We start from the raw sequence: 24,232 nt of genomic DNA on the forward strand, positions 1-24,232 counted from the left end.
GAGATGCGCCGCCGACTGCTCTCCTCCACTCTGCTCGTCGCGGTCATCGCGGTCCTGCTGCTGGGGGTCCCCCTGGGCGTCGTCGTCAGCCGCCTGATCGTCGATGAGGCGGCTCAGGAGCTCGGGGCTGAGGCCAAGCGTCTCGTGGGAGAGGTGGAGTACGCCCGCGTCCAGGAGGCGCCGCTCGACCCCCAGCAACTGGAACAGAAATACCCGGGCAGATTCATTCAGATCTGGGAACGCGGAACCCCCCTGAGGGTGACCGTCGTCGGCGACCCCCCGCCGTCGGGTCACCTCATGACCGAGGACGCCCAGACCAACACCGGTGTCTACGTACGCATCAGCCGCGACCGCGACCAGGTCGAGCAGGACGTACGGGCTCGCCTGCTGCTCATCGTGGCCCTCGCCGGCGCCGCGCTGGCCGTGGCCGTGAGCCTGGCCGTCGTGCAGTCGCGTCGGCTCACGCTGCCCTTGCAGGACCTGGCGAAGATCGCCGACCGGCTGGGCTCAGGAGACGCGCGGCCGAGCAAGCACCGCTACGGCATCCCCGAGCTCGACCGCGTGGCGCAGGTGCTCGACCGCAGCGCCACCCGCATCTCCGACCTGCTCACCCGCGAGCGCGAGTTCGCCACCGACGCCTCCCACCAGCTCCGCACCCCCTTGACGGGGCTGACGATGCGTCTTGAGGAGATCGTGGCCTCATCCGACGAGCCCGAGGTCGTCCGCGAGGAGGGCGAGGCGGCGATCGTGCAGGCCGAGCGGCTCACCGCGGTCATCGACGAGCTGCTGGCCGCGGCCCGCCGCCAGCGGCACGCCCAGGCCGAGCCGGTGGCCGTGGACGAGGTGCTGGTGCAGCAGATGACCGAGTGGGAGCCGGTGTTCAAGGACGCGGGCCGCGTACTGCAGCTCGAAGGCACGCGCGGGCTCAAGGCGATGGCCACCACCGGCGGCTTCGGCCAGGTCATCGCCTCGCTGCTGGAGAACTCCCTGCGGCACGGCGGCGGCGCCGTCACCGTCACCACCACCTGCGGCGACAACTACGTGGTGATCGAGGTGGCGGACGAGGGCCCCGGCATCGCCGACGACATCGCCCCCAAGATCTTCGACAGGAACGTCAGCGGCGGCGGAGGCACCGGCCTCGGCCTGACGCTGGCCCGCGCGCTGGCCGCCGCCGACGGCGGCCGGCTGGAGCTGGTGCGGCGCAGGCCCGCGACGTTCGCCATCTTCCTGCGGCCGGCCGACGACGACGGCCGCAACAGGGTGGTCAGCGGTCCTGCCTGACGCCGCCCTCCGGCAGCTCCACCGGGATCGGCTCGGTGGCCTCCAGGAACACCCACTTCTTGTACGACCAGTAGCGGAACAACGTGCCGAGCCCGACGCCCACGATGTTGGCGATGTTGAAGCTGAGCGTGTCGTGCAGGCCGAGCGTGTAGGTGGTGAAGCCGATCGTCAGCATGCCGAACAGCAGGGCGATGCCGTTGAGCAGGAAGAACAGGAAGTATTCGCGGCCCAGCCCGCTCTGCTCGCGGTGGCGGAAGGTCCAGAAGCGGTTGCCCAGGTAAGCGAAGGTCGTGGAGATCGTCGTCGCCACGACCTTGGAGGTCAGCGGGCCCAGGCCGACCACGACGTTGAAGAGGTTGAGCAGACTCGTGTCGAGGACGAACGCGACCGCCCCGATGCTGCCGAACTTGGCCAGCTCGTGCACGAGGGACGCGAACCGCTCGTAGAGCCGCTTGGCGAATGTCACGTCTCTGCTCGGTCCTTCCTTGTCGAGCTGACCCACTCAGCGTACCGGTCACGATGAGGGCCGGACGTCAGGCGTACGAACATACCCCGCAAAGAAGGTCTGCAGAAATATCGCCCTATGTGCGGCATACCCGTTAAAGAGGCATTACGCTGCCATGCAGTTCGAGGGCACGCGAATCGCTGGGCGGTCGTGCCTGCGAGGCAACCCGGAACGGCCGTCCAGCCCCCTGACGAGTGCGGACGTTGACCCGGAAGGTCCAGGGCCGGGCGGGGTAAGTGGTTGCGTCCCGGTAAGCTCGCCTGACGTGAGTGCCATCAGCCCCATCGGACCGGTCGTCGGCATCGTCGGCGCGGGCCAGCTCGCCAGGATGTCGCAGCCGCCCGCCATCGCGCTCGGTGTCGAGCTGCGGGTGCTGGCCAACACTCCTGCGGAGAGCGCGGCCCGGGTCATCGTCGACACGCGCATCGGAGACTATCGCGATCTTGAGGTGCTCCGGGCGTTCGCGCAGGGTTGCGACGTCGTCACCTTCGACCACGAGCACGTCCCCACCGAGCACATCAAGGCCCTGGCCGCCGACGGCCACACCGTGCGGCCCGGCGCCGACGCCCTCGTGCACGCCCAGGACAAAGCGGTCATGCGCGAGCGGCTCAGCGCGATCGGCGTGCCCTGCCCCGCCTGGCGGCGGGTCCCGTCCGTCGGCGACGCCACCGCCTTCGCCGAGTCCCACGGCTGGCCGGTCGTGCTCAAGGCCGTGCGCGGCGGCTACGACGGGCGCGGCGTGTGGGTGTGCCGCACGCCCGAAGAGGTCGCCGAGGCGTTCGCGACCGGCGTCGAGCTGATGGCCGAGGCGTTCGTACCGTTCGAGCGTGAGGTGTCCGTACTGGTCGCCCGCTCGCCCCACGGGCAGGGCGTCAGCTACCCCGTCGTCGAGACCGTGCAGCAGGACGGCATCTGCGTCGAGGTCATCGCGCCCGCCCCCGACCTCGACCCCGAGGCGGCCGCGCGGGCCCAGCACATCGGCTTGCAGATCGCCCACGAGCTGGGCGTGACCGGGCTGCTGGCCGTCGAGATGTTCCAGACCGCGCGCGGCTTCGTGGTCAACGAGCTGGCCATGCGCCCCCACAACAGCGGCCACTGGACGATCGAGGGCGCCACTACCTCGCAGTTCGAGCAGCACCTGCGAGCCGTGCTCGACCTGCCGCTCGGCTCGCCCCGCATGACCGCGCAGGTCGTCGTCATGGCCAACCTGCTCGGCGGCGACGACCCCGACCTGTTCAAGCGCTACGAGCACGTGCTCGCCCACGATCCCGGCATCAAGCTGCACTTCTACGGCAAGGAGGTGCGGCCGGGCCGCAAGATCGGCCACGTCACCGCGCTGGGCTCCAACCTCGACGAAGTACGCGCCCGAGCCCGCCACGCCGCCGTCTACCTCATGACCGGGGAGTACACATGAGCACCGGCCCCACCGTCGGCATCGTCATGGGGAGCGACTCGGACTGGCCGGTCATGAAGGCCGCCGCCGAGGCGGTCGCCGAGTTCGGCGTGCCGTTCGAGGCCGACGTGGTCTCGGCGCACCGCATGCCGGTCGAGATGATCGACTACGGCCGCCAGGCCGCGTCCCGGGGCATCAAGGTGATCATCGCCGGCGCCGGCGGGGCGGCCCACCTCCCCGGCATGCTGGCCTCCGTCACGCCGCTGCCCGTCATCGGAGTGCCGGTGCCGCTCAAATACCTCGACGGCATGGACTCCCTGCTGTCCATCGTCCAGATGCCCGCGGGGGTGCCCGTCGCCACCGTCGCCGTCGGCGGCGCCCGCAACGCCGGCCTCCTCGCCGTCCGCATCCTGGCCGCGTCCGATGAGGGGTTGCGGGCGCGGATGGAGGAGTTCCAGGTGCGGTTGAAGGAGCAGGCGTACGCGAAGGGCGAACGCCTGCGCGCCGAGGCCGCCGGCCTCTGACACCTCCGGCTCGCCCCCGGCCCGCGCCGCGCGCGCCGTCCCACGCATGACCCCGGCCACGCCGCCGGTCGCGGTCGCGCACGCGCCCCTGCGTGTGCCGCTGAGCGCGGTTGCTTGCCTTTATCCTGAGGTTTTCCGTGGATAGGGTGCGTTCCCATGGACGACGACCCGATCAAGGGCCACGAGGCCCGCGTACGCGCTGTTGACCCGCTCGTGGCCGACCAGGGCACGCTGGTCGTCAGGGAGCGGGACGTGCCGCTGGAGGTGCCCGGTGGCGTCGGCCTGACCAACGTGGACCGGCTCGACCCCGGCAGCCTCCAGGCCGCGTGGTCGCCGCTGGTCGTGCACCGGCTGCGCGCCCGGGTGTCAGGACCCGACCCGGAGGCCGTGCTGGGGGCGCTCATCGACCGCTGGCTGGCCCTGCCCCGCGACGACGAGCCCGAGCAGGCGCTGAGCGTGGTGTGGCCGAGCCGCGACACCGTACCGGTCAGGGCGCTGGCCAGGAGCGGGTTCGCCCCCATCGTGGCGGTCTCCGTCCACCGCCTGCGCCCGCACGACGCGCCCGCCGCACCGGTGAAGATCCGTACGGCGGGTCCGGACGACGTGGACGTGGTCGCGGACATGTACGAGCGGCTCGCCGCCTACGACGCGCAGTTCGGCTGGGTGACGCCACGGGCCGGCACCCCCGACAGGATCAGGGAGTCGGTGGCGGGCGAGGTGCTGCCGCTGGATTGGTGCTGGCTGGCCGAGGTGGACGGCCGGCCCGCGGGCTGCCTCATCGTCGAGCCGCCCGCCAGGGCCCGCTGGATCTCGGGCTGGGTGCACGACGCGCCGGTGGCGTACCTGGGAGTGATGTACGTCGAGCCGGAGCTACGGGGGCGCGGCATCGGTGCGGCGCTGACCGAGGTCGCGCACGCGCACGCGGCGGCCGAGGGCGTGTCGTCCCTGCTGCTGCACCACGCGCTGCCCAACCCGCTCTCGACCCCGTTCTGGGCCCGGCGCGGCTACCGCCCGCTGCTCACCCAGTGGATCCGCCACCTCACGACCTGAAGGTCAGGGGCGGCCGAGGGCGCGGTAGTGCCAGCCGGCCGAGCGCCACGCCTCGGCGTTGAGCGCGTTGCGCCCGTCCACGATGCGCCGGGCGGCCACGACGGCCCCCAGCTCCTCCGGGTCGAGCCGGATGAACTCCTGCCACTCCGTGAGCAGCAGCACCACATGCGCCCCGCGTACCGCCTCGACGGCCGATTCGCCGTAGTTCAGCTCGGGATGCGCCTTGCGGGCGTTGTCGAGCGCGATCGGGTCGTACACGGTGACCGCGCCGCCTTGGTGGCCGATCGTGACGGCCACGTCGAGCGCGGGGGAGTCGCGGATGTCGTCGGAGTTGGGCTTGAACGCGGCCCCGAGCACGCCGACCGTGCAGCCGTGGAAGGAGCCGCCGGCCAGCTCTCTGGCCAGGTCGACCATGCGGGCCCTGCGGCGCATGTTGATCGCGTCGACCTCGCGCAGGAACGTCAGCGCCTGGTCGGCCCCCAGCTCGCCGGCCCGTGCCATGAAGGCCCTGATGTCCTTGGGCAGGCAGCCGCCGCCGAAGCCGAGCCCGGCGTTGAGGTAGCGGCCGCCGATGCGGTCGTCGTACGACAGCGCCTCGGACAGCAGCTCGACGTCGGCGTGCGCGGCCTCGCAGACCTCGGCCATGGCGTTGATGAAGGAGATCTTGGTGGCCAGGAACGCGTTCGCCGCCGTCTTGACCAGCTCGGCCGTCGCGAAGTCGGCCACCACGATCGGAACGTCGCCGATCGGCTCGTACACCTCACGCAGGATCTTCTCGGCGCGTTCGGAGCGTACGCCGAGCACGATGCGGTTGGGGTGCAAAGTGTCCTCGACGGCGAAGCCCTCGCGCAGAAACTCGGGGTTCCAGGCCAGCTCGGCTTCGCCGCCGGCGGGCGCGAGCCGGGCGAGCTTGTCGGCCAGCCGTTCGGCGGTGCCGACGGGGACCGTCGACTTGCCCACGACCAGGCATTCGCGGTCGAGGAGCGGGGCGAGGGATTCGATGGCGTTGTCCATGTACGTGATGTCTGCGGCATACTCGCCGCGTTTCTGCGGGGTGCCCACGCAGATGAAGTGCACGTCGCCGAAGGCGGCGACCTCGTCGTACGAGGTGGTGAAGCGCAGCCGCCCGGATTCGAGGCCACGGCGAAGGACGGGTTCGAGGCCCGGCTCGTGGATGGGGAGCTCGCCGGCGTTCAGACGTCGGATCTTGTCGGCGTCGACGTCGAGGCCCAGGACGTCGAACCCGAGATCAGCCATGCACGCCGCATGGGTGATTCCGAGGTATCCGGTCCCGATCACCGTGAGGCGGTATGGCACGAGTGGGCTCCTTTCGATCCGCGCAGGCATGCTACCGGGGCCCTCGCTACCTCGTACGTGCCACCTGCACTTCGCCGCAAACCGTACTAGCTGGTAACAAGATGGTCGGACGTCCTAGTATCTGACGCATGAGCTTTCCTCTCTATGCGCCCGCCGAAGAGCACGACATGCTCAGGGAGACCGTGCGGGCCCTGGCCGACGAGAAGATCGCGCCGCACGCCGCCGAGATCGACGAGACCGAGGAGTTCTCCTGGGACGTCTACAAGGCGCTCGTGGCCGCCGACCTGCACGCCGTGCACGTGCCCGAGCAGTACGGCGGCGCCGGGGCCGACGCGCTGGCGACCGTGATCGTCATCGAGGAGGTGGCCAGGGCCTGCGCGTCGTCGTCCCTGATCCCCGCCGTCAACAAGCTCGGCACCGTCCCGCTGCTGCTGTCGGCCTCGGAGGAGCTCAAGGCCCGCTACCTGGCGCCGGTGGCGCGCGGGGAGGCGATGTTCTCGTACGCGCTGTCGGAGCCTGAGGCGGGCTCCGACGCGGCGTCCATGAAGACGCGGGCCGTCGCCGACGGGGACGCGTACGTGCTCAACGGCACCAAGATGTGGATCACCAACGCCGGCGTGTCCGAGTACTACACCGTCATGGCCGTCACCGACCCGTCGGCCGGCGCGCGCGGCATCTCCGCCTTCGTCGTGGAGAAGTCGGACGAAGGCGTCTCGTTCGGGCCCAAGGAGAAGAAGCTCGGCATCAAGGGCTCGCCCACCCGCCAGGTCATTTTCGACAACGTCCGCATCCCGGCCGACCGCATGATCGGCGCGCCCGGCACCGGCTTCAAGACCGCCCTCGCCACCCTCGACCACACCCGCGTCACCATCGCCGCCCAGGCCCTCGGCATCGCCCAGGGCGCACTGGACTTCGCGATCGGCTACGTCAAGGAACGCAAGCAGTTCGGCCGGCCGATCGCCGACTTCCAGGGCCTGCAGTTCATGATCGCCGACATGGGCATGAAGCTCGAGGCGGCCCGGCAGCTCACGTACCACGCGGCCGCGAAGTCCGAGCGCGCGATGCACGGCGAGCCCCAGAAGGACCTCACCTACCTGTCGAGCGCCGCGAAGTGCGCCGCCTCGGACGCCGCCATGGAGATCACCACGGACGCGGTGCAACTGCTGGGCGGGTACGGCTACACGAAGGACTTCCCGGTGGAACGCATGATGCGCGACGCCAAGATCACCCAGATCTACGAGGGCACCAACCAGATCCAGCGCATGGTCATGGCCCGCCAACTCCTGAAGTAGGGCGCTGAGCAGCGAAAACCCCGGTCCTTCGATAGGGGGAGCCGGGGCGCTGCTCCGTGGCTGTCGTGGCTGTTCGTGAGACACGGAGCAGAGCGGGCCGCAGAAGCCTCAGTCCGTACGATTGGATCATGCAGCGCCTCGCCCTCTTCGACCTCGACAACACACTCGTGAACTTGGACGAGGCGTTCCAGATGTGGGCGGGGGAGTTCGCCGCCGATCATGGTCTCGGCAGCGGGGCAGTGGAGTGGCTGATCACCTTGAACAAGGCCGGCCATCCGCACCGTGCGGAGTTCTTCACGTTGGCGCAGGAGCACTTCGCCCTCGCGCAGTCGGTGGAGGAGCTTTGGGCGGAATACCGAAGGCGTATGCCGCATCTGGTGCGGTGCCGCCCGGAGGTGTTGGACGGTCTGGCCCGGCTGCGTGAGGCCGGTTGGAAGGTCGCCATCGTCACCAACGGCATGGCGGACAACCAGCTAGGCAAGCTGCAAGCCACCGGTCTGGCCGACGCTGTTGACGCCTACGCGCTCTCGGGCGTCGAGGGCATCCGCAAGCCAGACGCCAGGCTGTTCGAGATAGCCGCCGGCCGGTGCGGCGCGGCTTGCGCCGATGGCGGATGGATGGTCGGCGACCACCTCGTCGCCGACATCGCCGGAGGACGCGCGGCAGGTTTGAGCACCATCCGCATCGACCGGGGCACATGGCCAGAGGCGCAGAACGACGCGGACCACGTCGTGGCTGACGTGGTCCTGGCTATGGAGATCGTGCGAGAGAGCGCGGCGGCCCGCGGTTAGGCCGGGCTCGCTCCCTTCTCGTGATGGACGGCAGCAGTCACCCTGCTTGACCGGTCAGGATACGTAGCCACAAGGTGCGAGCCGCTCCTGCGCTCATCCAGGGGCTCTCGACCATGATTTCCAAGTCCTTGCCGGTGTAGCGCCGCATGAACCACAGGCCGCCCGCCGTACACAGCTCGTACATCGGGCGCAGGCACATGCATGTGTGCTCGCGGACCCGCACCCGAGGACAACGGGACTCGCTCTGCTGCCAGCCCACCTGTAGCGCGCGGTCATGAGGGCGAGCGGGATGCTCGCTGTGGTAGTCGGAGTGCCAGAACGAGCCGCTCATGACCTCACCTCCAGCTCGTTCTGCGCCTGGAGCAGCGAGACGAAGGACTCCACATCGTCCGCACCCACGGTTTGCTGAAATCCCTCGTCGATGTCGGCATCCCGAAGCCGGACACCTCGCCGCGTCCCGTAGAAGGCACCCGTGTCACTTCGGAACAAGGACCAGCCCGGGAATGCGGCGCGAAGATCGTCAAGGTCACAGGGAAGCGTCGCCATATCGCCACTGTAGAAGGCCTGTTTAACCCTGTCCATGCCATGACAAAACATGGGTTGGTACGGGCTGTATGTTCAGGTATTCCTATGGTTGGAGAGTGATTGAGTTCGAGCCGGATCGCTTCAGGTGGGAGCAGGTAGCCGACGTCCTCCGTCGGCGCATCAGCGACGGCACCTACCGACCCAAGCACCTGCTGTCGGAAGTGCAGCTCATGCAGGAGTTCGGCGTAGCCCGCGGCACCCTCCGCAAGGCCATGCAACGCCTACGGGATGAGAAGCTGATCTACACGATCCCCAACCTCGGCAGCTTCGTCGGCCAACGCACCGACCCCAGCGCGACCAACGACGCGGACCCCGCAGAGCAACCCTGAAGAGGTAAGCAACGCGTCTGACCGTGGTGCGCCAGCAGATGGGCTAGAGAGACCGCCCGGCCGGCTCACAGGAGTCACGCTTCTGCGCTACCGGGGTTCTCCTGAGAAACGCCAGCCGAGGAAATTTGACGAAGCCATCCAATCCTCTATGCGGCCGAGCATCGACCAGCGCCGGTCGCAGCAGCGGTGTCGGACCAGAGGACATGATCCCAGCTCAGGTCAGAGATCGGTATACGGCAAGATCACCGGATGAGACTTTTCTCCACGTCTTCAAGGGCCGAGCCGCCTGCGGCGCCTCAGCCGTGCGTTCGGGCTGTAGTGGCCGCGCTGCGGCTCTCGGCTGGTCGCGGCCACCACAGCCCATGCACGACTCGTACCGCTGGCCACACGTCAAGTTCAGGCGTGGGACACCTACATGGACTCCTTGAGTACGACACGAGCAAGCGGCAGCGACTGTACGAATCGCCCAGCCTCATCCCAGTCGGGTTGTCCGTCGGGTGTAACGGGAAGTCGGATAACGGAATCCTTCAGTCTCCCGATGCTCCACTTACGTCCGTAGTTCCACCGAAACTTCTCAGCGTATAGCAACGTACAAACAAACAAAGACGCTGCCTCCGACAGGGGGAACTTTGGCCGCAGAACGGTAACATCGCCAGATGCAATGAATGGATTTGGCTGATAGAACGCTTCTCCTACGCTGCCATTGCTACTCAAAGTGATCAAGCCACCCTCATGCTCTGGCGGTACATCAATCATGGCAGTGATGCCATTATTGATGGCCGATGCGCTCACATAAGGTGTCTTGCCCGGATTCATCAATCGCTTGAGAACGTGGCGTCCACGAACAAATTCGAATAGCTGATCCAGTCGGAAGGGAGCCCATTCTGCAACATCGAGTTCGAGAGGCACCATCGGTTGACCATCGGTGAACTCAGGAACGCTAACCTGATGAATCCATCCAGGAACAGCATCAGGAAGCACCAGGCCGGCAAGGCTTCTATTGGCCTGTCGCCCAAAGTTGTAGCGGTAACGGTTTGCCTTGATACACTCAGCCCACCAAAGCTTCTCCTGCAAGCTCATCGGCTTCTTAGGCCTGAGAACATAGATATGGTACCCGCAATAGAAAGAGCGTGGCTGAACAAAGGTGGAGAGCGTATAGTTGCGGGACCGCAAGCAAACGGTTAGAAGCCCCGGAGGTAGTGGTTGAAGACCGGGTATCTCCTCAACCCAGGCAGATACACCATTATTGCGAGCCGTTCTTGAAACGAATGCAATCCCCTTCTCTGGAGATGTTTGCGACAGCTTATTAAGAGATAGACTATGCCCATATTCGATATCGAATAGATCGTCAACTCGCAGTCCCACTAGTTCACCTCCTCTCCTTCAGCCCCATCATTGCCACTACTTCCATCCGCATAGAGCAGCCGGAATACGACATACTTCTTCAGGGTCGCCTCAAAGTCCTCACGCGAGAGTGCGGAATAATCCGTCTCCATATACGCTTCAGCGCACCACTCGTCATCCGCCGTTACTCGGCGCGTGATGCTCACTCCGGGCTCGATTGCACGGGCGTGGAAGTTATCGAGCCATTGCTGACGAATCTGAGGCCAGCGATGATTGAGATCGATACGTCCGCGATCCTTCGTCTTCACGAAGCCGTCGTCTTTCCAGTACCCAAACCACGTGGGCTGAGGAGAGTGTGCGTGTGGCCTATGTGCGGTGAAAACCATCGCACACGTGATAACACCTACAGGATGGAAGAGGTCGTTCGGAAGCGACATCTGGGCTACCAGAGTATGTTTCTCCAGAATCCGGCGACGTGCCGGATGCGGCTCGATTGCGCAGGACATGGGCAGAACGACCACAGCCGTCCCACCAGGCGCCAGGATCTCAAGTAGCTGCTCCACGAAGTCCAGTTCGTGCAATCCATCGCCCTTCTGACTGAAGGGCGGATTGATGAGTCCTATATTGGGTCTGCTGTGCCTGCCGTGACTCGGCTCCGAAAGTTGTCTAATGATCTTCGAATCGAAGCAGGAGCCCTGATATAGATTCGCCTTCCCGTCCCCACGCAGAATCATATTTGATGCTGCAAGAGCGAACATGTGCGGTTGCTGCTCAATGCCAATTAGGCGCCTGTTCCTGATTTCAGCCCGGGAAGCATGATTTATGCCAGCCTTGGCATCCATTTCTATCATCGCAGATATCAGGAAACCACCAGTACCTGCGCAGGTGTCCACCACTGTATCTGTGGGGGTGACATTAGCAATCTTAGCGAAGAGTTCCGTCAGATGCCTGGGGGTTAGGACGATACCCAACCCCTTCTTGTCTCCACCTGTATAGCGCAGAAACTCGCCATAGAATTGCCCGATGACGTCGACATCATGATATGTATCAATAAATGGGCGAACCTCTCGGTCCATGTCGGCGATTAGTCTGTACAGTGGAGTTTCGCCCGACGCATTTGGTTTGCTTAGCTCAGGATGCGTGCGAATGAATGCGTAGGGCGCAAGCATAACCTCACGCTTAGCTTCGGGTATATCGGCGTCTCGGGCAACTCGATCAATGGCCGAATAAAGCTCGCCAGCCAAATGCCTAACCTGATAAACTGACCAGTTCCGGCCAAATGCTGGGTCTTGAAGCGCGAGAAGAATCCCTGATACCACAAGTGGCTTTTCGGGCTCTGATAGCTTTGCATAGTCCCGCATATAGTTATGCAGAACCCTGCTAAATGCTATCAACTCCGCTTCGGTGCGTGCGCGGACAGCCGGATCGTAGGTTAGCAGATCGCGATAGGAGCTTACTGGAATCAGCTCATTGACTGGCCCGTGAGGCGATGGGAGTAGCTCGGCGGTGGCCTCGCCCTTCAGCTGGCGGAAAGTGGATACCTTGAGATGTGCTGGACTAGTCCCGCTAACAGCAATTCCTATGACGTCGAAGTGCTTGGCTAGGTGTCCCGAGTAGTGAAGCACACCATCTACCGCAAAGTCCGCTGGACGATCTCGATTTGTGCTTTCATGCTTCGCTGGGTCGACCTTGCATTCAACCACGATTACGAGATTAGGAGCGTCGGAGGGAAAGGTAACGATAAACTCAGGCTTCCCCGCACCCAAACCCGTTTTGCTCGCATTGGCCAGAGCGCGTCTAATAGCAGGATTATCGCTTGTTTGTTCTTCCACCCGCTGTTCAGAAGTGGCATGGAGCTTTAGATGCTCCCGAACGATGTCTTCCGTGGTCCGCTCGTTTGCCACTGTCGCCGTACCTCCGCCGCGCGCTTCGATCATGATTGCGGTAGGCCACAACCAAGAACCCGACGGACCAAGGGTATAGATGGTTGAGACTCCTTGCGTACGCTTGTGCGAAAACTCCTCTATACACCTCTGATGCGGCATGCCCGAAGCCTCCAACCTTGTCTATGTGACATAGATAAGGTTACCAGGCCGATCTTCACCCTGAGGCGGCTTCGCAAGTATGGTGGTGATCCCTTAACGGTCGAACTCAGCGAGCAGGTCGATGGATAGCCCATTGGAGCGTGAACTTTGGACCGTGCTTGACGTAGCGACCCGCCTGGGGGTCACGCCTGCCACGGTTCGTTCATATCGTCACAAGGGGATCTTGCCTGAGCCCTCGTACATCGGGCGGACTCCAGTGTGGGACCCCAGTGTCATCGAGGAGTGGGTGACGCAGCGTCCAGGCCAAGGCGCTGGGGGCGGAAGGCGTAAGAGGGGCGCAAGCAGCGATGCCCCCGAGGTTCATGAGACGCCTTCCTAATCGGCCACCCGGTGTTCCGCAAGTTGGCGATCAACGTTGCCACCCCAAGTCCGAACTTCTTTGACAGCAGCTGGCGCAACAACCCCCCTGGTCCCAACAGGCTAGCCAGCACTCCCGCACGGCCAACACCTCTCCATAACGGTCCGCGTCCTCGGCCGGGGCTGGTATACATCATCACCCACGCCTGCCAGCGCACCACCACCTCCTAGACCGCCGTTCGCCATGCCCTCCACCTCACCTCCCAGAGCCCGTAAGTCCTCCTGCGTGGCTTCCGTTCCGCGGGCCTGGCGGCCCTGCGGTTCGGGTCCACTTGCCACCAGGCACGCCACCCTCGTCACCGCATCCAGGAGGAGGACCACCAGCCGCTGCGGGAGAAACTGTGCTGGCTGGGGAGATTCGGGGATGATTTTCGCGGACACGAACGACTCAGAGACGTTTTCCCAGCTCAATGCGTATAGGAGGCAGGAGTGCGCCCGCTCTCCTAAGGAGGTGCTTCGCATCTCTGACACTTCAGACCAATCCCGGCGATTCGGTTGCTGCGGTGAGTGGTGCGCAGTCCAATGGCTTTGTGTCTTGGTCTCAAGCTTGATCATCCCATCCAAGGAGTCACGCATGACCCGGGAGCAAGTGGAACGGGCCTTACGCCGAGCCGAGCAACTCACCGATCAAGCCGGGCCCCGCCTCGACCGCGCGATCGCGCTCATGGCGCAGAACATCTGGACCGGCCCGGCCTCTCAGCGCTTCGCCGAAGAGCTGACTGCCCAACGGCAAGTCCTGCTCGGGGCTTGTGCCGGTACGGTGGAAGAGCTTAAGGCGTTGTTAGCCCGTACCCCGGCGGACAGTTCCGGTTAAGCCGATGGGGCAGTTGGAGGGCATGGTCCCTGAGGGAGTCCGCAGCCTCAAGGATGCATTGCGCGAGGCTGAATCGTCGCTGGACTCCATCGGCGAGGAGTTGTGGAACATACTGCGCGGTGCCTGGCTGTCGACCGCCTCGGCCGACACGATCCGTCGAGTAGCGGCGTGGGCCGGAACCCAAGGCCCTGAGATCAATAAGCGGCTGGTGCTTCTGGAGCGCATGGAGCTGGAGAAGCCGGAACTGTTCGGCGCGGGCAAGCCGCCGATTTCTGTCGACGACTCGATGTTCGCGCCAGGCGCGGTGCTGCCCACGACAGGTGGTTTCTGGGACCGTGTCGGCCAGCAGATCCAGGCCACCTTCGACCCGAACCTGAACTCCGGCGACGGTATGACAGAAATGGCCAAGGGCGCCGTGGAGAGCGTGGCCGGCTTGGGCAAGATGGTGATCGACTACTCTCCCACCCGAGCGGTCGTGGATTTCATGGGCTGGCAACGCAGCGTCAACGACATGACCCAGGGCCTGCTCCACGGCATTCAGAACCCGGCCGAGTTCGCCAAGTCGGTGCTGGACTGGGACACATGGGCCTCCAACCCCGAACGGGCCTTCGGCCGCCTCATCCCGGACATCGTCGCAGCCGTCACCACTGCCGGCTCCAGCGGCGCAGCCTCCGGCGCAACCCGGGCAGCCGGAGCTTTGGGCAAAGCGGCCAAGAGCGTACTAAAGCCCAAGCCGACTGCCGCGCTATCACGCTTTGGGGAACGCTTCGAAGTCAAGGGGAAGGAGGTGCCACCGCTGTTCCGGGGCGACGGCCGAGCACTGGAAAGGATCTTCGAGAACGGCATGACCGCGCGCAACCCGGACATGAGCATCGAAGAGCATCTCTCCGGCGAGAACGGCCTGATCGCCGCCTCGAAGAGCAAGAGTGTGGCCAGAGGGTTCGCCGTCGGGCACAAGGGCTACATCTTTGAGATCGATGACCACGGGAACGGCATGGAAGTAAAGTACGGCCCCGGCTTCAAACACCTCAGAGGCGAGCAGGAGGTCGTGTTCAAGCGGATCGATCCATCGCAGATCAGAGGCGCCTGGAAGCCAGGAAAGTACGGGAGCGCTGACGACGTTTGGATTCCGAACCCTCACTACGTGCCGAGGTGAGCATGCACAACCTCGAACTGGTCAACATGGCAGACGAATCCCTTCTGCCCTGCCAGGTGACCACGCAGACCCATGGCGAGACGTACGAGCTCCGGCTCACTGGCGCCAGCACTCCGCCGATCACGGTTCACTCGTCGATCGACTTCGAAGACGCCTTGCGACAGCTGAGGGCGGAGCTGGAACAGCAGAACCTGCTGCTGCTCTGTAACAGGTACCGCCGCGATGCGTTCGTCTCCTCGATGTCACGTCAGATGAGTGAGGGCCTGTCGTGCTATTTGGTCGTTGCGGGGGAGCCCGTGGCACCAGAATTGCTTGTCGAGAGTCTGGCCCCTGCCCCCAGGAGCGATGTCGTCACCGCCGAAGAGGCGTCGAAGTTCATCAATGAGTGGATCGCCAGCTTCGACGATTGACGAGCCTCAGCGATGGCTGAGGCCGTGACGATCGCAGACTTCGGTGCCCGCCATACGGGCTGGGGCGATCGCCGGCAAGGCCCTCCTCCGTCGGGCCTTGCCACCGGGTGACCATGGCTTACGTGGGCTTACGACGGACGCGCCAGCGGAACACCGTGGCAGCGACGCTGATGAGCCGCGAACCCTCCTTCGGGACCACCATGAACGACTCCAGCCCTGTTCCGTCACTGTTCCGTGGGATGGCCGAGAACAGCGAGAACCGACGAGAGCCGGCCGGAACCGTAACCCCTGCTCAGGCTACTGATGGACAGGTTTCCGCAGGTGGCCACGGAGAGCAACGGAGATCACCCAGATCTACGAGGGCACCAACCAGATCCAGCGCATGGTCATGGCCCGGCAGCTCCTGAAGTGATGCGGGAACCCGGCGCTTCCTGCGGGGTGGGCCGGGTCCGTGATCTTTACACGGTGGTGCAGAGCTGCCAGCATCGCGAGGCATGGATCTCGACGAGTTCTGGGAGCTGATCGAGCGTTCCGGACGTGAGACCGACACGCGGGACGCGCGTGTCGCGTGGCTGGTGGATGAGCTCTCACGCCGCCCGGTCGAAGAAATCATCGACTATGACGTCTGGTGGACGACGACTCATAACCGCGGCTGCACCATCGATCTCTATGCGGCGTTCTGGTTCGTGTTCGACAGGGGATCCCTGGACGGCTTCGAGTACTTCGTGAGCTGGCTCATCAGTCTGGGACGCGAAACGTTCGAGACCGTCGCCGAGTGCCCGGATCTGCTGATCGAACAGCCTGAAGTGCTTCGCCTGCTGGAGCCGGTCGCTCTGCACGTCAACCCCATCAAGCGTCGGCCACAGAATCGGGAGAAGGAGCGCCCTGAGTTCGAGTTGCTCGCCTACGTGAGGCACGACGCTTATGAACAGGCGACCGGCAAGGACTCGGCCGCCCTCGGCGAAGCCGTGGCCGTTCGGGGCGTGTCAGGCGACTTTCCCCTGATCCCGGCACTGGGCAGCGTTCCCCGCGGGGAGCAGTGGGACTTCGACGATGAACGGGAGTTGGCTCGCAGGCTCCCCCGAATAGCCCGTTATCGGGCTGAGAGATGACGCCTCTGCGCTGACGTGGCCGATTGTTCGCTCAACAAGCGCTCAACAGGTCCTCAACATCGGCCTGGCTACCTTCGCGGTGTCCAGTACGACGAGCACCAAGGAGAACGCGATGCGAACGCTCAACACGATGGTCCTCGGTGCGGCGGTGACCGCCGCGGCTCTGACCGCGGGCGCCCCCGCGCAGGCCTCCGTACAGACCGGCGCCCAGACCTCGTCCGCCACCGTCACCACGGCCGCGGCGACCGGCTCGGCGGCGTTGGCCTGCCGGCAGGTGCGGGTGTACCGTCCCGAGATGCGCAAGGGGCACGTGGCCGCGACCGGCTGGGCCATCGGCTGCTCCCGCAACCAGCGCATCAAGATCATGCTTCAGCGCAAGCGCTGGTACGGCTGGCAGACCATCTCCAGCGCCACCTGGTACGGGGCCGGCAAGAAGACGCTGTACAAGGGCTGCAAGCGGGGGACCACCTTCACGTACCGCCTCCAGGGCCAGGTCGCCTACTACTCGGGAAGCAAGTACGTCGTCCACAACGGCTACAGCCCCAAGAGGCGCGCGAAGTGCCCGTGACGCCTGAGGCGTTGGGGTGAGGGGAGACGGCCACCGCGTGATCACTCATGCGGTGGCCGTGAGCCACAGCTGAGGGATCTGCGGTCACGCCACCCGTACCGAGTGAGGGCCGACGCTTATGGTCACGTCGACATGTCCACCAGCGCGGCGGCATAAGCGCGAATGGTCTCTAGTCCCATCGAGTCCAGATCACCGTTCTCAATCTGAGAGACGCGTGCTTGAGAGATGCCAAGCGCAGCCGCCACCTCGGATTGCGTCTTGCCGACGGACTTGCGCAGCTCTTTGAGATGGTGACCGGCCACGTAGGCATCCAGGTGCGCGTCGGCGGCGACCTGTCTGCAGGCGATCTTGTCGAATGGGCGCGTCAGGTTCCACCGGAAGCCGCCGAGGGTGACTCACTGCCGCTCGGGCGTGACGGTCAGCGTGAACGCCGATTGGTGAGGTTTGCCGGACTTTCGAAGGTGACGAGTGAACATCAGAGAACGGAACGTTCCAACAAACAACTAAACGGCGTAGAGGAGCGTCCCAATCACCGTTCGTGTTCACGAGATGAGAGGGGACGTTATGGCGGGCAAGCAGGGCGCGTTGGGCTGCCTCATCATCGTCGGTGTCGTCATGGCCGGCTGTAGCGCTCTCTTCGGCGGTGACGACGATACGGGACCCGCCGCCGTGGCCGACCCCACACCGATCACCACGTACACGAGCTCGCCGACGCCCTCAGAGTCCACGCGGACATCCGAGCCGACGCTGACCCCCGAACCACTCCCGGACCTCGACCACGATGGCATCGCCGACCGGTACGACCACGACAAGGACGGCGACGGCGTCACCAAAGGCCGCGATCTCGATGACCGCGATCCCGACAGGGGACGCCGTCCGCCCAAGCGCACCCCGAAACCGCAGCCTGTTCGTGAGCCCGCGCCTCTCGCCCGAGCCCATCCTGGCGGGTTCTGCGGCAGTTCTGGAGCGGTGGGGGTAGCGTCGAACGGGCGTACCTACACGTGCCTGGGCGGGCACTGGCGGCGCTGACCCCGCTGCCGAGCAACTGGACCGGGGCTCGATCTCGGACATCTCGCCGCCGCGCCGATCCTGTCAGGGCGGCGGCGTAGGGTCTCTCGCATGGGTGCGGGGATGGTGCATCACATCGAGGTCTGGGTGCCTGATCTGAAGCGGGCGGTCAGGAGCTGGGGGTGGTTGCTGGAATCGCTTGGGTACGCGGTCTTCCAGGACTGGCCTGATGGGCGGAGCTGGCGGTTGGGGGAGACGTACCTGGTGCTTGAGCGGTCGCCGGCCATGACGGCCGATCGGCATGAGCGGCTGCGGCCGGGGCTCAACCACCTGGCCTTTCACGCCGGGAGTCGGGAGCGGGTGGATGAGCTGGTGGTTGAGGCCGTGGCGCATGGGTGGGTGGTGATGTTTCCCGAGCGGCATCCGTACGCGGGGGGTGAGCAGCACTATGCGGCCTACCTGGAGAACGAGGATGGGTTCGAGGTGGAGCTGGTGGGCTAGAGGGCGAGGGCGGTCGCCAGGGTGCGGGCCCCGGCGACCGGGGCGCTCACGGCGTCAGCGGGTCCAGACCGAGGCGTACACGCCGTCCTCGATGTTCACCTGCACCGGGCGCAGGCCGCGCGCCACCAGGCTGTCGAACCTGCGCTGGTAGGCGGAGGCGGAGGTGTCGATGTAGTGGTACCAGGGGTGGACGCCGTCCTTGCGGTAGACCGCGGCGAACCGGGTCCCGCCCGGGCCCACCGCGACCGCCGTCGGGCGGTATCCCTCGGCGGTGCGCTGGTTGAGGAAGCTCTTGTGGCCGGTGAACGACTTTCCGTACGAGTAGTACCAGCCGCCTCCTCCGCTCTTCCGCCAGACCGCGACGTACCGGGGATCCGACGGTGTGCCGTACATGTCAATCGAGACCGGTACGTATCCGTCCGCGTGGGCCTTCCGGTTCTGGGCGGCGAACTGGGCACCGGTGAGCCCCATGCGGGAGAAGAACCGTTCTGAGCGCTTCTCCCACAGCGCGGCGAACGTCGCGCGGCCCGCAGGACCCGTCGCGGACACCGAGATCGGCTGGTAGCCCTGTGCGAGGTACTCGTCGAACCGCGCCTTGAAGCTCGCTTCCGACAGCCCGCTCCGGGAGATCCATGCTGAGCCGCCGCTCTTGACCCAGACGGCCGCGTACTTCGGCCCTGCCGAGACGCTCACCGTGATCGGCCGGTAGCCCTGGCTGCGCAGGCGCTCGAAGTGGGCCTGGTGCGCGCTCGGGCTCGCGCCGGAGTACGCGCGGAAGGCCACCCCTGCCACCTCTGCCACTCCCGTGGTGGCGTGCGCCGGCGCCGCGACGCCGCAACAACCCAGGGCGACCGCGACCGCCGCCACGAACATCGTCTTCACTCGTTCCTCCTCAGACGGCCGACTTGTTCGGCACGGCTCATCCTTGTCACGCTTTGATTGATCACCACCGATCAGCCATTTGATCAACGAGGCAGGACGAATGGGCAGGCCAGAACGGAAACTCGATCCCGAGGGCGGGTTGATCGAACGCTTCGCGCACGACTTACGCCAGTTGCGCGTCGCGGCGGGACAACCGACGTACCGGATCATGGGCTCCCGGGTCGGCTGCTCCCCGAGCAGGCTCTCGGAGGCCGCGAAGGGGCTCAGGCTGCCCAGCCTCTCGGCGACCCTCGATTACGTACGCGCCTGCGGCGTGACGGACACCGTCGAGTGGGAGCGGCGCTGGCACGAGATCAACGACCAGGTCAAGCAGCATGCCCGGGCAGTGAGCGAGCCCGAGCCCGATGCGGCGGACGAAACCCGTGGCCAGGAGCGTCGGCCACGGGTGCTCTGGAAGGTCGCGGCGATCGCCGGTGCGGCGCTGGCGCTTCTCGCGTCCGGAGCGGCGTTCTTCTGGGCCTCGGGCGATGCCGTGCCGGACATACCGACGCGGTGCCGCTCGCCGCACGCGACGGCTCGCATGCCGATATCGATGGAACCGTGTGTCGCGCTGACGGACGGCGCCGTGGTCGCCTCCCTCGACCTGCGGGCGGTCCGTGCGGTGGACGGCGCGGTCGCCTATGTCTGGTTGCACAACGCCAAGTCCCGCGCGCCGCTGACGAAGACCCTCCGTACGTGCGAGCTCGGCGCGCTCGCGGCAGGCCAGGCGCGCACATGCGGACCGTTCGCGCACGAGGTGCCGCCAGGGCGCTACACCACCGCGGTCGCGGTGGAGCCAGCCCCGCGCCGGAGCGAACCTTCGCTGTGGCGCCGCGGCGCCACGGGAACGCAGAGCCCGCAGCTCGCGATCGAGCCCTAGGCGCGGGCCGTCAGGGCCCAATTCGTGAGGGCTTCGCCGTCCGTTCAGGTGGCAGTCAAATAACTTCACAAACGCGGTATACCGTCGGAAATCGGACTGATCATCGAGCCCCGAAGCGAGTACCGCACCATGCGCAAGGTTCTGACCCTCACCCTCGCCGCCGCCGTCACCGCAGTGTCCACCCCCGTCTACGCGGCCGCCCGCCCTCCGCAGCGCTTCCCGCTGGAGGTCTACGGCGGCGCCTGGACGGAGGGGCACGTCCAAGGCCTGGCGATCGACGAGCGGAAGGGGTACATGTACTTCTCCTTCACGAACGTCCTGGTCAAGACCGACCTCCGGGGCAACCTCGTCGGCTCCGTCAAGGGCTTCACCGGGCACCTGGGCGACCTCGACTTCAACGCGGAGGACGGCCGCGTGTACGGCTCGCTCGAGTACAAGGAGCAGGAGTCCTTCTACATCGCGATCTTCGACGTGGACCGCGTCACGCGTCCCGACATGGACGCCCAGACCAGCGACGTGGTCAGCACGGTCTACCTCAAGGAGGTCGTGGCCGACTACACCGCCGACATGAACGGCGACGGCGTCTTCGACGGCAACGTGGCCGGCACGCCCGACCACCGCTACGGGTGCAGCGGCATCGACGGCGTCGCGTTCGGGCCCGAGTTCGGCAAGAAGGACGGGCCGCGCAGGCTGACCGTCGCCTACGGCGTCTACGCCAACACCGGCCGCCAGGACAACGACCACCAAGTCCTGCTTCAGTACGACATCCGCCAGTGGAAGAGGTACGAGCGCCCGCTCACCGAGAGCGCCCCGCACAAGAGCGGCCCCGGCCGCGTGACCGGCAAGTACTTCGCCTACACCGGCAACACCAGGTACGGCGTGCAGAACCTCGAGTACGACCAGCACACCGGCGACTGGATGCTGGCCGTCTACCAGGGCTCCAAGCCGCAGTTCCCCAACTACCCCTTCTTCATCGTGGACGGCCGCGCCCGCCCGAGGACCGGCGACGTCGCCGGCCAGCCGCAGCCGGAGCGCGGCAAGCTGCTCACGCTGGCCAAGGGCGGCCTGCAGGACCCGGCCTCCGGGGTCAGGGGCTGGCAGTTCAACGGCGAGTACGGCCTGATCTCGCTCGGCCGCGGCCTGTTCTACGCGGCCGAGGCCGGCAAGGTCACCGAGGACGGCGCCTCCAAGAACACCGGCACCGCCCGCCTCTGGCGCTGGACCGGCCAGTCGCCGACCCCGTTCGAGCAAGTCCGCTGAACCCGCTGCGGTCTGTCTGTAATGACTGTTATGGTCATCCGTCTGGCACAGAACGGTCAAGAAATCTTCATGGGGGATCTATGCGGACCACCGGAAAGCTCGCGATCGTCGCGGCCGTGGTGGCGGGGGCCGCCGTACCGATGACGGCGCCGGCGAGCGCCGCCGTCGGCTGGGAGGCCTATCACGGCCTGACCGCGAAGCAGAGCGTCGAGCGGGCGACCACGCTGATGAAGCAGGGGTACCGGCCGATCACGGTGAACGTCTCGGACGGGGAACGGTACGCCGCGGTCTGGGAAAAGGGCGGCTCGCCGGACAAGTACGGCATCTGGCAGGGCATGTCGGCCTCCGGGTACCAGAAGCGGTTCGACGCCGCGCTGAAGCAGGGCGCGCAGCCGGTGTCCGTCTCGGCCACCGGGCCGGCCGGCTCGGCGGTGTTCGCGGCTGTCTTCGAGAAGAAGCGCGGCGCGTTCCTCGCCAAGTCGAACCTCAAGGGCAGCGTCTTCGCCGCCTACAACAAGCACGCGGAGGCCAACGGGCTGGCGCTGACCAGCGTGGACGCGTACGGCACCCCGGGCGACGTGCGCTATGCCGCCGTCTGGAGCGCCAACACAGGGGGCGAGTGGTACTACTCCTACGGCAAGAACAAGCAGCAGCACGCGGCCGAGTTCAAGGCCAAGAAGGCCAAGGGGTTCCGGCCGGTCAGGGTCGCGGTGGCGCCTGACGGGACGTACACGGCGGTGTGGCGCAAGGACGGCGTCAAGTCCTGGGCCCATTACGTGGACATGACCGCCGCCGACTACCAGGCCCGCACCACCGCACTCAAGGCGAAGGGCCTGCACCCGGTACAGGTCAACGCCGAGAACGGCGTGTACGCCGCTATCTGGCAGTAAAACCGGAAAATCGGGTGCGGGGCGGCGGCGAGAACCCCGCTCAGCGCCCCCGTCCGGGGGTCACTTCTTCAGGATGCGGACGTCGCCCGTGTCGCTGCGGGCCACGATGGCGGCGTCACTCCTGCGGTCCTGCTCGACCTCCGTTCGCCGGCTGCCGTCCTGGCTGACGGCAGCCACCGACCGACCTTCACGGTGTCGCCGGTGCCCTGGAGCAGGCGGACGCCGCCCACGGAGACGTTGATGGTCAGGGCGGTGCCCGTGTGGGGGAACGCCCGGGTCGTGTGGACCTCCTTGGCGTCCAGGTCGATCCCGCAACCGGCGGTGGCCGCCACGAGGAGCGTCGTACTTGCCGCAAGCGCCGCGATCTGCCTCATGCCGTCGATGCTGGCCGAACGGGACACCGGGGCCATCAGCCGTCCGGCCGAACGAACCGCCGCAGGCATCGACCATTCGGCCAACGAGGGTCAGAGGGCGGACAGCAGGGTCCTCACCTGCCCCAAAGGGTCGGGGCCGAGCGGCCGGACGGCGACCGTGGTGGCGCCCGCCGCCCACAGCTCCTTGACGTGCGCCGCAGCCTGTTCGGGCGTGCCCTCGGCGACCGCCACCTCCGACGGCTCGACCCCGAGGAACCCGGCCTGCCCCTCGACAAGGGCCTGGGAGTCCGTCGTGGAAGCGCCGAGACGCAGGTAAGCGAACACGACCAGCTCGTGATCGGCGCCCCCGTCGATCCGCGAGACGTAAGGGGGCAGGTCGGCGGGCGCGATGCCCTCGGGCAGGATCGTGCCGTCGGCCACCCGCCGCGACAGCGCCAGCGAGCGCGGCCCCTTCACCCCGGCGAGCACGGGCGGCACGACGACGGGCGGGTGCACCAGCGACACCCCGTCGAGACTTACCTCCTTGCCCGAGAGGGTGACGGTCTCGCCGCGCAGCAGGGCGCGTACGGACGTGATCGTCTCCTCCAGGAGGGAGAGCGGCGACGGGACGGCGGCGCCCACCTGGCGCATCCAGTCGCCCACCCCGTGGCCGATGCCGGCGGCCAGCCGCCCTGGATGCAGCCGCGCGAGGTTGCCCAGCTCCATGGCCAGCAGCGCCGGGTTGCGCAGCGGCGCGGGCGTGATGCCGATGCCGACACGCAGCCGGGAGGTCACGGCGAGCGCGGTGGCCGCCGCCGAGACGCCGCCGGTCCAGCCGAGGTCCTCGACGACCCAGAGGTCGTCGACGGACGTCTCGTCGAGCGCCCGCGCGAACGGGACGAGCTGCTCGGGCGGAAGGTCCCGGTCGTACATGACTCCGAGTCTCACGATGTCCTCCAGTGATAGCGGAACAACCGGCCGACCTCCGAGTATCCAGCACGGCGGAACGCGGCGGCAGTGGGGGCGTTCGCGACGTCGGTGGCGGCCACGATGCGGCGCAGGCCCTCGGCGGCGAGGGTACGGCCGCCCGGCGCAGGCGTTCAGCACATTTCACGAGGAAAGGGGAGTCAGGCGGCGCTGTCGAGCGCAGCGCGTGCCGCGTTGAGCGAATCGCTCGTCTCGAAATGGCGGTCGAGATGGGTGATCGTCAGCAGATGGCGGATCATTCCCGGCGCGACGACGAGGATCATCCGGCCGTTCATGTTCTGGATCATGTTGTACGCCGCCACGAGCACCCCGAGCCCGACGGAATCGCAGAAGGGCGCCTCGGTCAGATCGACCACCAGATTGGGCGGGCCGGCGGCGGACAACGCCTGCTCCAGCTCCGCGCGGAGCCTGGGCGCTCCGGCCACGTCGAGATCGCCCACGACGTGCAGAACCGTGCAGGGTTCCTCTCGCCAGCAATTGACCACCATGGGCCTCACCT

27 protein-coding genes and 1 pseudogene are annotated in these 24,232 nt (G+C 66.3%); 18 read left to right on the top strand and 10 right to left on the bottom strand.

The window, feature by feature from the left end; all coding sequences use genetic code 11:
* Window positions 1-3: 3 nt before the first annotated feature.
* On the top strand, window positions 4-1,281 hold the full coding sequence (locus ABZW11_RS01030) for an ATP-binding protein (RefSeq protein ID WP_355411254.1): 1,278 nt from the start codon (window positions 4-6) through the stop codon (window positions 1,279-1,281).
* Here the strand turns inward: ABZW11_RS01030 and ABZW11_RS01035 are convergent.
* On the bottom strand, window positions 1,265-1,747 hold the full coding sequence (locus ABZW11_RS01035; RefSeq protein ID WP_345396408.1) for a GtrA family protein: 483 nt from the start codon (window positions 1,745-1,747) through the stop codon (window positions 1,265-1,267). The genes ABZW11_RS01030 and ABZW11_RS01035 overlap by 17 nt on opposite strands.
* Window positions 1,748-2,051: 304 nt before the next feature.
* Here ABZW11_RS01035 and ABZW11_RS01040 point away from each other — a divergent pair, with 304 nt between their 5' ends.
* The 3 genes from ABZW11_RS01040 to ABZW11_RS01050 all read left to right on the top strand — a co-directional run bounded on the left by ABZW11_RS01040 (window position 2,052) and on the right by ABZW11_RS01050 (window position 4,753).
* A complete protein-coding gene (locus tag ABZW11_RS01040; RefSeq protein WP_355411256.1) occupies window positions 2,052-3,200 on the top strand; it encodes a 5-(carboxyamino)imidazole ribonucleotide synthase in 1,149 nt (382 codons plus the stop codon).
* Complete coding sequence (gene purE / locus ABZW11_RS01045; protein WP_355411258.1) at window positions 3,197-3,703, top strand: 5-(carboxyamino)imidazole ribonucleotide mutase; 507 nt, start codon at window positions 3,197-3,199, stop codon at window positions 3,701-3,703. The genes ABZW11_RS01040 and purE overlap by 4 nt, the downstream gene beginning before the upstream one ends.
* Before the next feature lie 156 nt (window positions 3,704-3,859).
* Window positions 3,860-4,753 (top strand): GNAT family N-acetyltransferase, encoded by an 894-nt coding sequence (locus ABZW11_RS01050; RefSeq protein ID WP_355411260.1) that lies wholly within the window; start codon window positions 3,860-3,862, stop codon window positions 4,751-4,753.
* Window positions 4,754-4,756: 3 nt separating this feature from the next.
* Here ABZW11_RS01050 and ABZW11_RS01055 read toward each other — a convergent pair whose 3' ends face one another.
* The gene (locus ABZW11_RS01055; RefSeq protein ID WP_355411262.1) at window positions 4,757-6,100 is read right to left on the bottom strand and encodes a UDP-glucose/GDP-mannose dehydrogenase family protein; all 1,344 of its coding nucleotides are present in this window, start codon (window positions 6,098-6,100) and stop codon (window positions 4,757-4,759) included.
* A 98-nt stretch (window positions 6,101-6,198) separates the two neighbouring features.
* On the opposite strand from ABZW11_RS01055, the gene ABZW11_RS01060 reads away from it, so the two are divergent.
* The gene (locus ABZW11_RS01060; RefSeq protein WP_355411264.1) at window positions 6,199-7,362 is read left to right on the top strand and encodes an acyl-CoA dehydrogenase family protein; all 1,164 of its coding nucleotides are present in this window, start codon (window positions 6,199-6,201) and stop codon (window positions 7,360-7,362) included.
* A gap of 128 nt (window positions 7,363-7,490) precedes the next feature.
* Complete coding sequence (locus tag ABZW11_RS01065) at window positions 7,491-8,153, top strand: HAD-IA family hydrolase (RefSeq protein ID WP_355411266.1); 663 nt, start codon at window positions 7,491-7,493, stop codon at window positions 8,151-8,153.
* Between the two features lie 37 nt (window positions 8,154-8,190).
* Here ABZW11_RS01065 and ABZW11_RS01070 read toward each other — a convergent pair whose 3' ends face one another.
* Together ABZW11_RS01070 and ABZW11_RS01075 are read right to left on the bottom strand one after the other, a co-directional pair.
* Entirely contained in the window at window positions 8,191-8,484 is a 294-nt protein-coding gene (locus ABZW11_RS01070) for a hypothetical protein (RefSeq protein WP_355411268.1), read from the bottom strand.
* On the bottom strand, window positions 8,481-8,699 hold the full coding sequence (locus tag ABZW11_RS01075; RefSeq protein WP_355411270.1) for a hypothetical protein: 219 nt from the start codon (window positions 8,697-8,699) through the stop codon (window positions 8,481-8,483). Before ABZW11_RS01075 ends, ABZW11_RS01070 begins: the two co-directional genes overlap by 4 nt.
* Window positions 8,700-8,794: 95 nt before the next feature.
* Here ABZW11_RS01075 and ABZW11_RS01080 point away from each other — a divergent pair, with 95 nt between their 5' ends.
* Entirely contained in the window at window positions 8,795-9,067 is a 273-nt protein-coding gene (locus ABZW11_RS01080; protein WP_355411272.1) for a winged helix-turn-helix domain-containing protein, read from the top strand.
* A 411-nt stretch (window positions 9,068-9,478) separates the two neighbouring features.
* On the opposite strand, the gene ABZW11_RS01085 is transcribed toward ABZW11_RS01080, so the two are convergent.
* Window positions 9,479-10,147, bottom strand: coding sequence for a restriction endonuclease subunit S (locus ABZW11_RS01085; protein ID WP_355411274.1), 669 nt, complete (start codon window positions 10,145-10,147; stop codon window positions 9,479-9,481).
* Between the two features lie 284 nt (window positions 10,148-10,431).
* Complete coding sequence (locus ABZW11_RS01090) at window positions 10,432-12,348, bottom strand: N-6 DNA methylase (protein WP_355411276.1); 1,917 nt, start codon at window positions 12,346-12,348, stop codon at window positions 10,432-10,434.
* Window positions 12,349-13,447: 1,099 nt separating this feature from the next.
* On the opposite strand from ABZW11_RS01090, the gene ABZW11_RS01095 reads away from it, so the two are divergent.
* The 6 genes and pseudogenes from ABZW11_RS01095 to ABZW11_RS01120 all read left to right on the top strand — a co-directional run bounded on the left by ABZW11_RS01095 (window position 13,448) and on the right by ABZW11_RS01120 (window position 16,933).
* On the top strand, window positions 13,448-13,687 hold the full coding sequence (locus ABZW11_RS01095) for a hypothetical protein (RefSeq protein WP_355411278.1): 240 nt from the start codon (window positions 13,448-13,450) through the stop codon (window positions 13,685-13,687).
* Window positions 13,688-13,691: 4 nt separating this feature from the next.
* The gene (locus tag ABZW11_RS01100) at window positions 13,692-14,843 is read left to right on the top strand and encodes a hypothetical protein (protein WP_355411280.1); all 1,152 of its coding nucleotides are present in this window, start codon (window positions 13,692-13,694) and stop codon (window positions 14,841-14,843) included.
* Window positions 14,844-14,845: 2 nt separating this feature from the next.
* Entirely contained in the window at window positions 14,846-15,253 is a 408-nt protein-coding gene (locus ABZW11_RS01105) for a hypothetical protein (RefSeq protein WP_355411282.1), read from the top strand.
* Between the two features lie 340 nt (window positions 15,254-15,593).
* Window positions 15,594-15,665: pseudogene (locus tag ABZW11_RS01110) on the top strand (hypothetical protein); the annotation flags it as partial.
* 82 nt (window positions 15,666-15,747) lie between these two features.
* Window positions 15,748-16,365, top strand: coding sequence for a DUF4240 domain-containing protein (locus ABZW11_RS01115; protein WP_355411284.1), 618 nt, complete (start codon window positions 15,748-15,750; stop codon window positions 16,363-16,365).
* 112 nt (window positions 16,366-16,477) lie between these two features.
* On the top strand, window positions 16,478-16,933 hold the full coding sequence (locus ABZW11_RS01120; RefSeq protein WP_355411286.1) for a hypothetical protein: 456 nt from the start codon (window positions 16,478-16,480) through the stop codon (window positions 16,931-16,933).
* 122 nt (window positions 16,934-17,055) lie between these two features.
* Here the strand turns inward: ABZW11_RS01120 and ABZW11_RS01125 are convergent, their stop codons facing one another.
* Complete coding sequence (locus ABZW11_RS01125) at window positions 17,056-17,235, bottom strand: helix-turn-helix transcriptional regulator (RefSeq protein ID WP_355411288.1); 180 nt, start codon at window positions 17,233-17,235, stop codon at window positions 17,056-17,058.
* Window positions 17,236-17,497: 262 nt separating this feature from the next.
* Here ABZW11_RS01125 and ABZW11_RS01130 point away from each other — a divergent pair, with 262 nt between their 5' ends.
* Both ABZW11_RS01130 and ABZW11_RS01135 read left to right on the top strand, forming a co-directional pair.
* On the top strand, window positions 17,498-17,962 hold the full coding sequence (locus ABZW11_RS01130) for a hypothetical protein (RefSeq protein WP_355411290.1): 465 nt from the start codon (window positions 17,498-17,500) through the stop codon (window positions 17,960-17,962).
* Between the two features lie 90 nt (window positions 17,963-18,052).
* Complete coding sequence (locus ABZW11_RS01135; RefSeq protein ID WP_355411292.1) at window positions 18,053-18,442, top strand: VOC family protein; 390 nt, start codon at window positions 18,053-18,055, stop codon at window positions 18,440-18,442.
* Between the two features lie 54 nt (window positions 18,443-18,496).
* On the opposite strand, the gene ABZW11_RS01140 is transcribed toward ABZW11_RS01135, so the two are convergent.
* The gene (locus ABZW11_RS01140; protein ID WP_355412014.1) at window positions 18,497-19,315 is read right to left on the bottom strand and encodes a hypothetical protein; all 819 of its coding nucleotides are present in this window, start codon (window positions 19,313-19,315) and stop codon (window positions 18,497-18,499) included.
* A 109-nt stretch (window positions 19,316-19,424) separates the two neighbouring features.
* Between ABZW11_RS01140 and ABZW11_RS01145 the strand changes: the two genes are divergently transcribed.
* The 3 genes from ABZW11_RS01145 (at window position 19,425) to ABZW11_RS01155 (ending at window position 22,393) form a co-directional block, all read left to right on the top strand.
* On the top strand, window positions 19,425-20,243 hold the full coding sequence (locus ABZW11_RS01145) for a helix-turn-helix transcriptional regulator (protein WP_355411294.1): 819 nt from the start codon (window positions 19,425-19,427) through the stop codon (window positions 20,241-20,243).
* A gap of 129 nt (window positions 20,244-20,372) precedes the next feature.
* Window positions 20,373-21,503, top strand: a complete 1,131-nt coding sequence (locus ABZW11_RS01150) for a hypothetical protein (protein ID WP_355411296.1) — start codon at window positions 20,373-20,375, stop codon at window positions 21,501-21,503.
* A gap of 80 nt (window positions 21,504-21,583) precedes the next feature.
* Window positions 21,584-22,393: a hypothetical protein gene (locus ABZW11_RS01155; protein WP_355411298.1), complete on the top strand. Its 810-nt coding sequence runs from the start codon at window positions 21,584-21,586 to the stop codon at window positions 22,391-22,393.
* A 464-nt stretch (window positions 22,394-22,857) separates the two neighbouring features.
* Here ABZW11_RS01155 and ABZW11_RS01160 read toward each other — a convergent pair whose 3' ends face one another.
* Together ABZW11_RS01160 and ABZW11_RS01165 are read right to left on the bottom strand one after the other, a co-directional pair.
* Window positions 22,858-23,694 carry an LLM class flavin-dependent oxidoreductase gene (locus ABZW11_RS01160; RefSeq protein WP_355411300.1) on the bottom strand — a complete coding sequence of 279 codons (837 nt, stop codon included), beginning with the start codon at window positions 23,692-23,694 and terminating at the stop codon, window positions 22,858-22,860.
* Between the two features lie 179 nt (window positions 23,695-23,873).
* Window positions 23,874-24,221 carry an STAS domain-containing protein gene (locus tag ABZW11_RS01165; protein ID WP_355411302.1) on the bottom strand — a complete coding sequence of 116 codons (348 nt, stop codon included), beginning with the start codon at window positions 24,219-24,221 and terminating at the stop codon, window positions 23,874-23,876.
* Window positions 24,222-24,232 lie beyond the last annotated feature (11 nt).

The organism is Nonomuraea sp. NPDC004580, from assembly GCF_040609855.1.
Lineage (GTDB): Bacteria > Actinomycetota > Actinomycetes > Streptosporangiales > Streptosporangiaceae > Nonomuraea > Nonomuraea salmonea.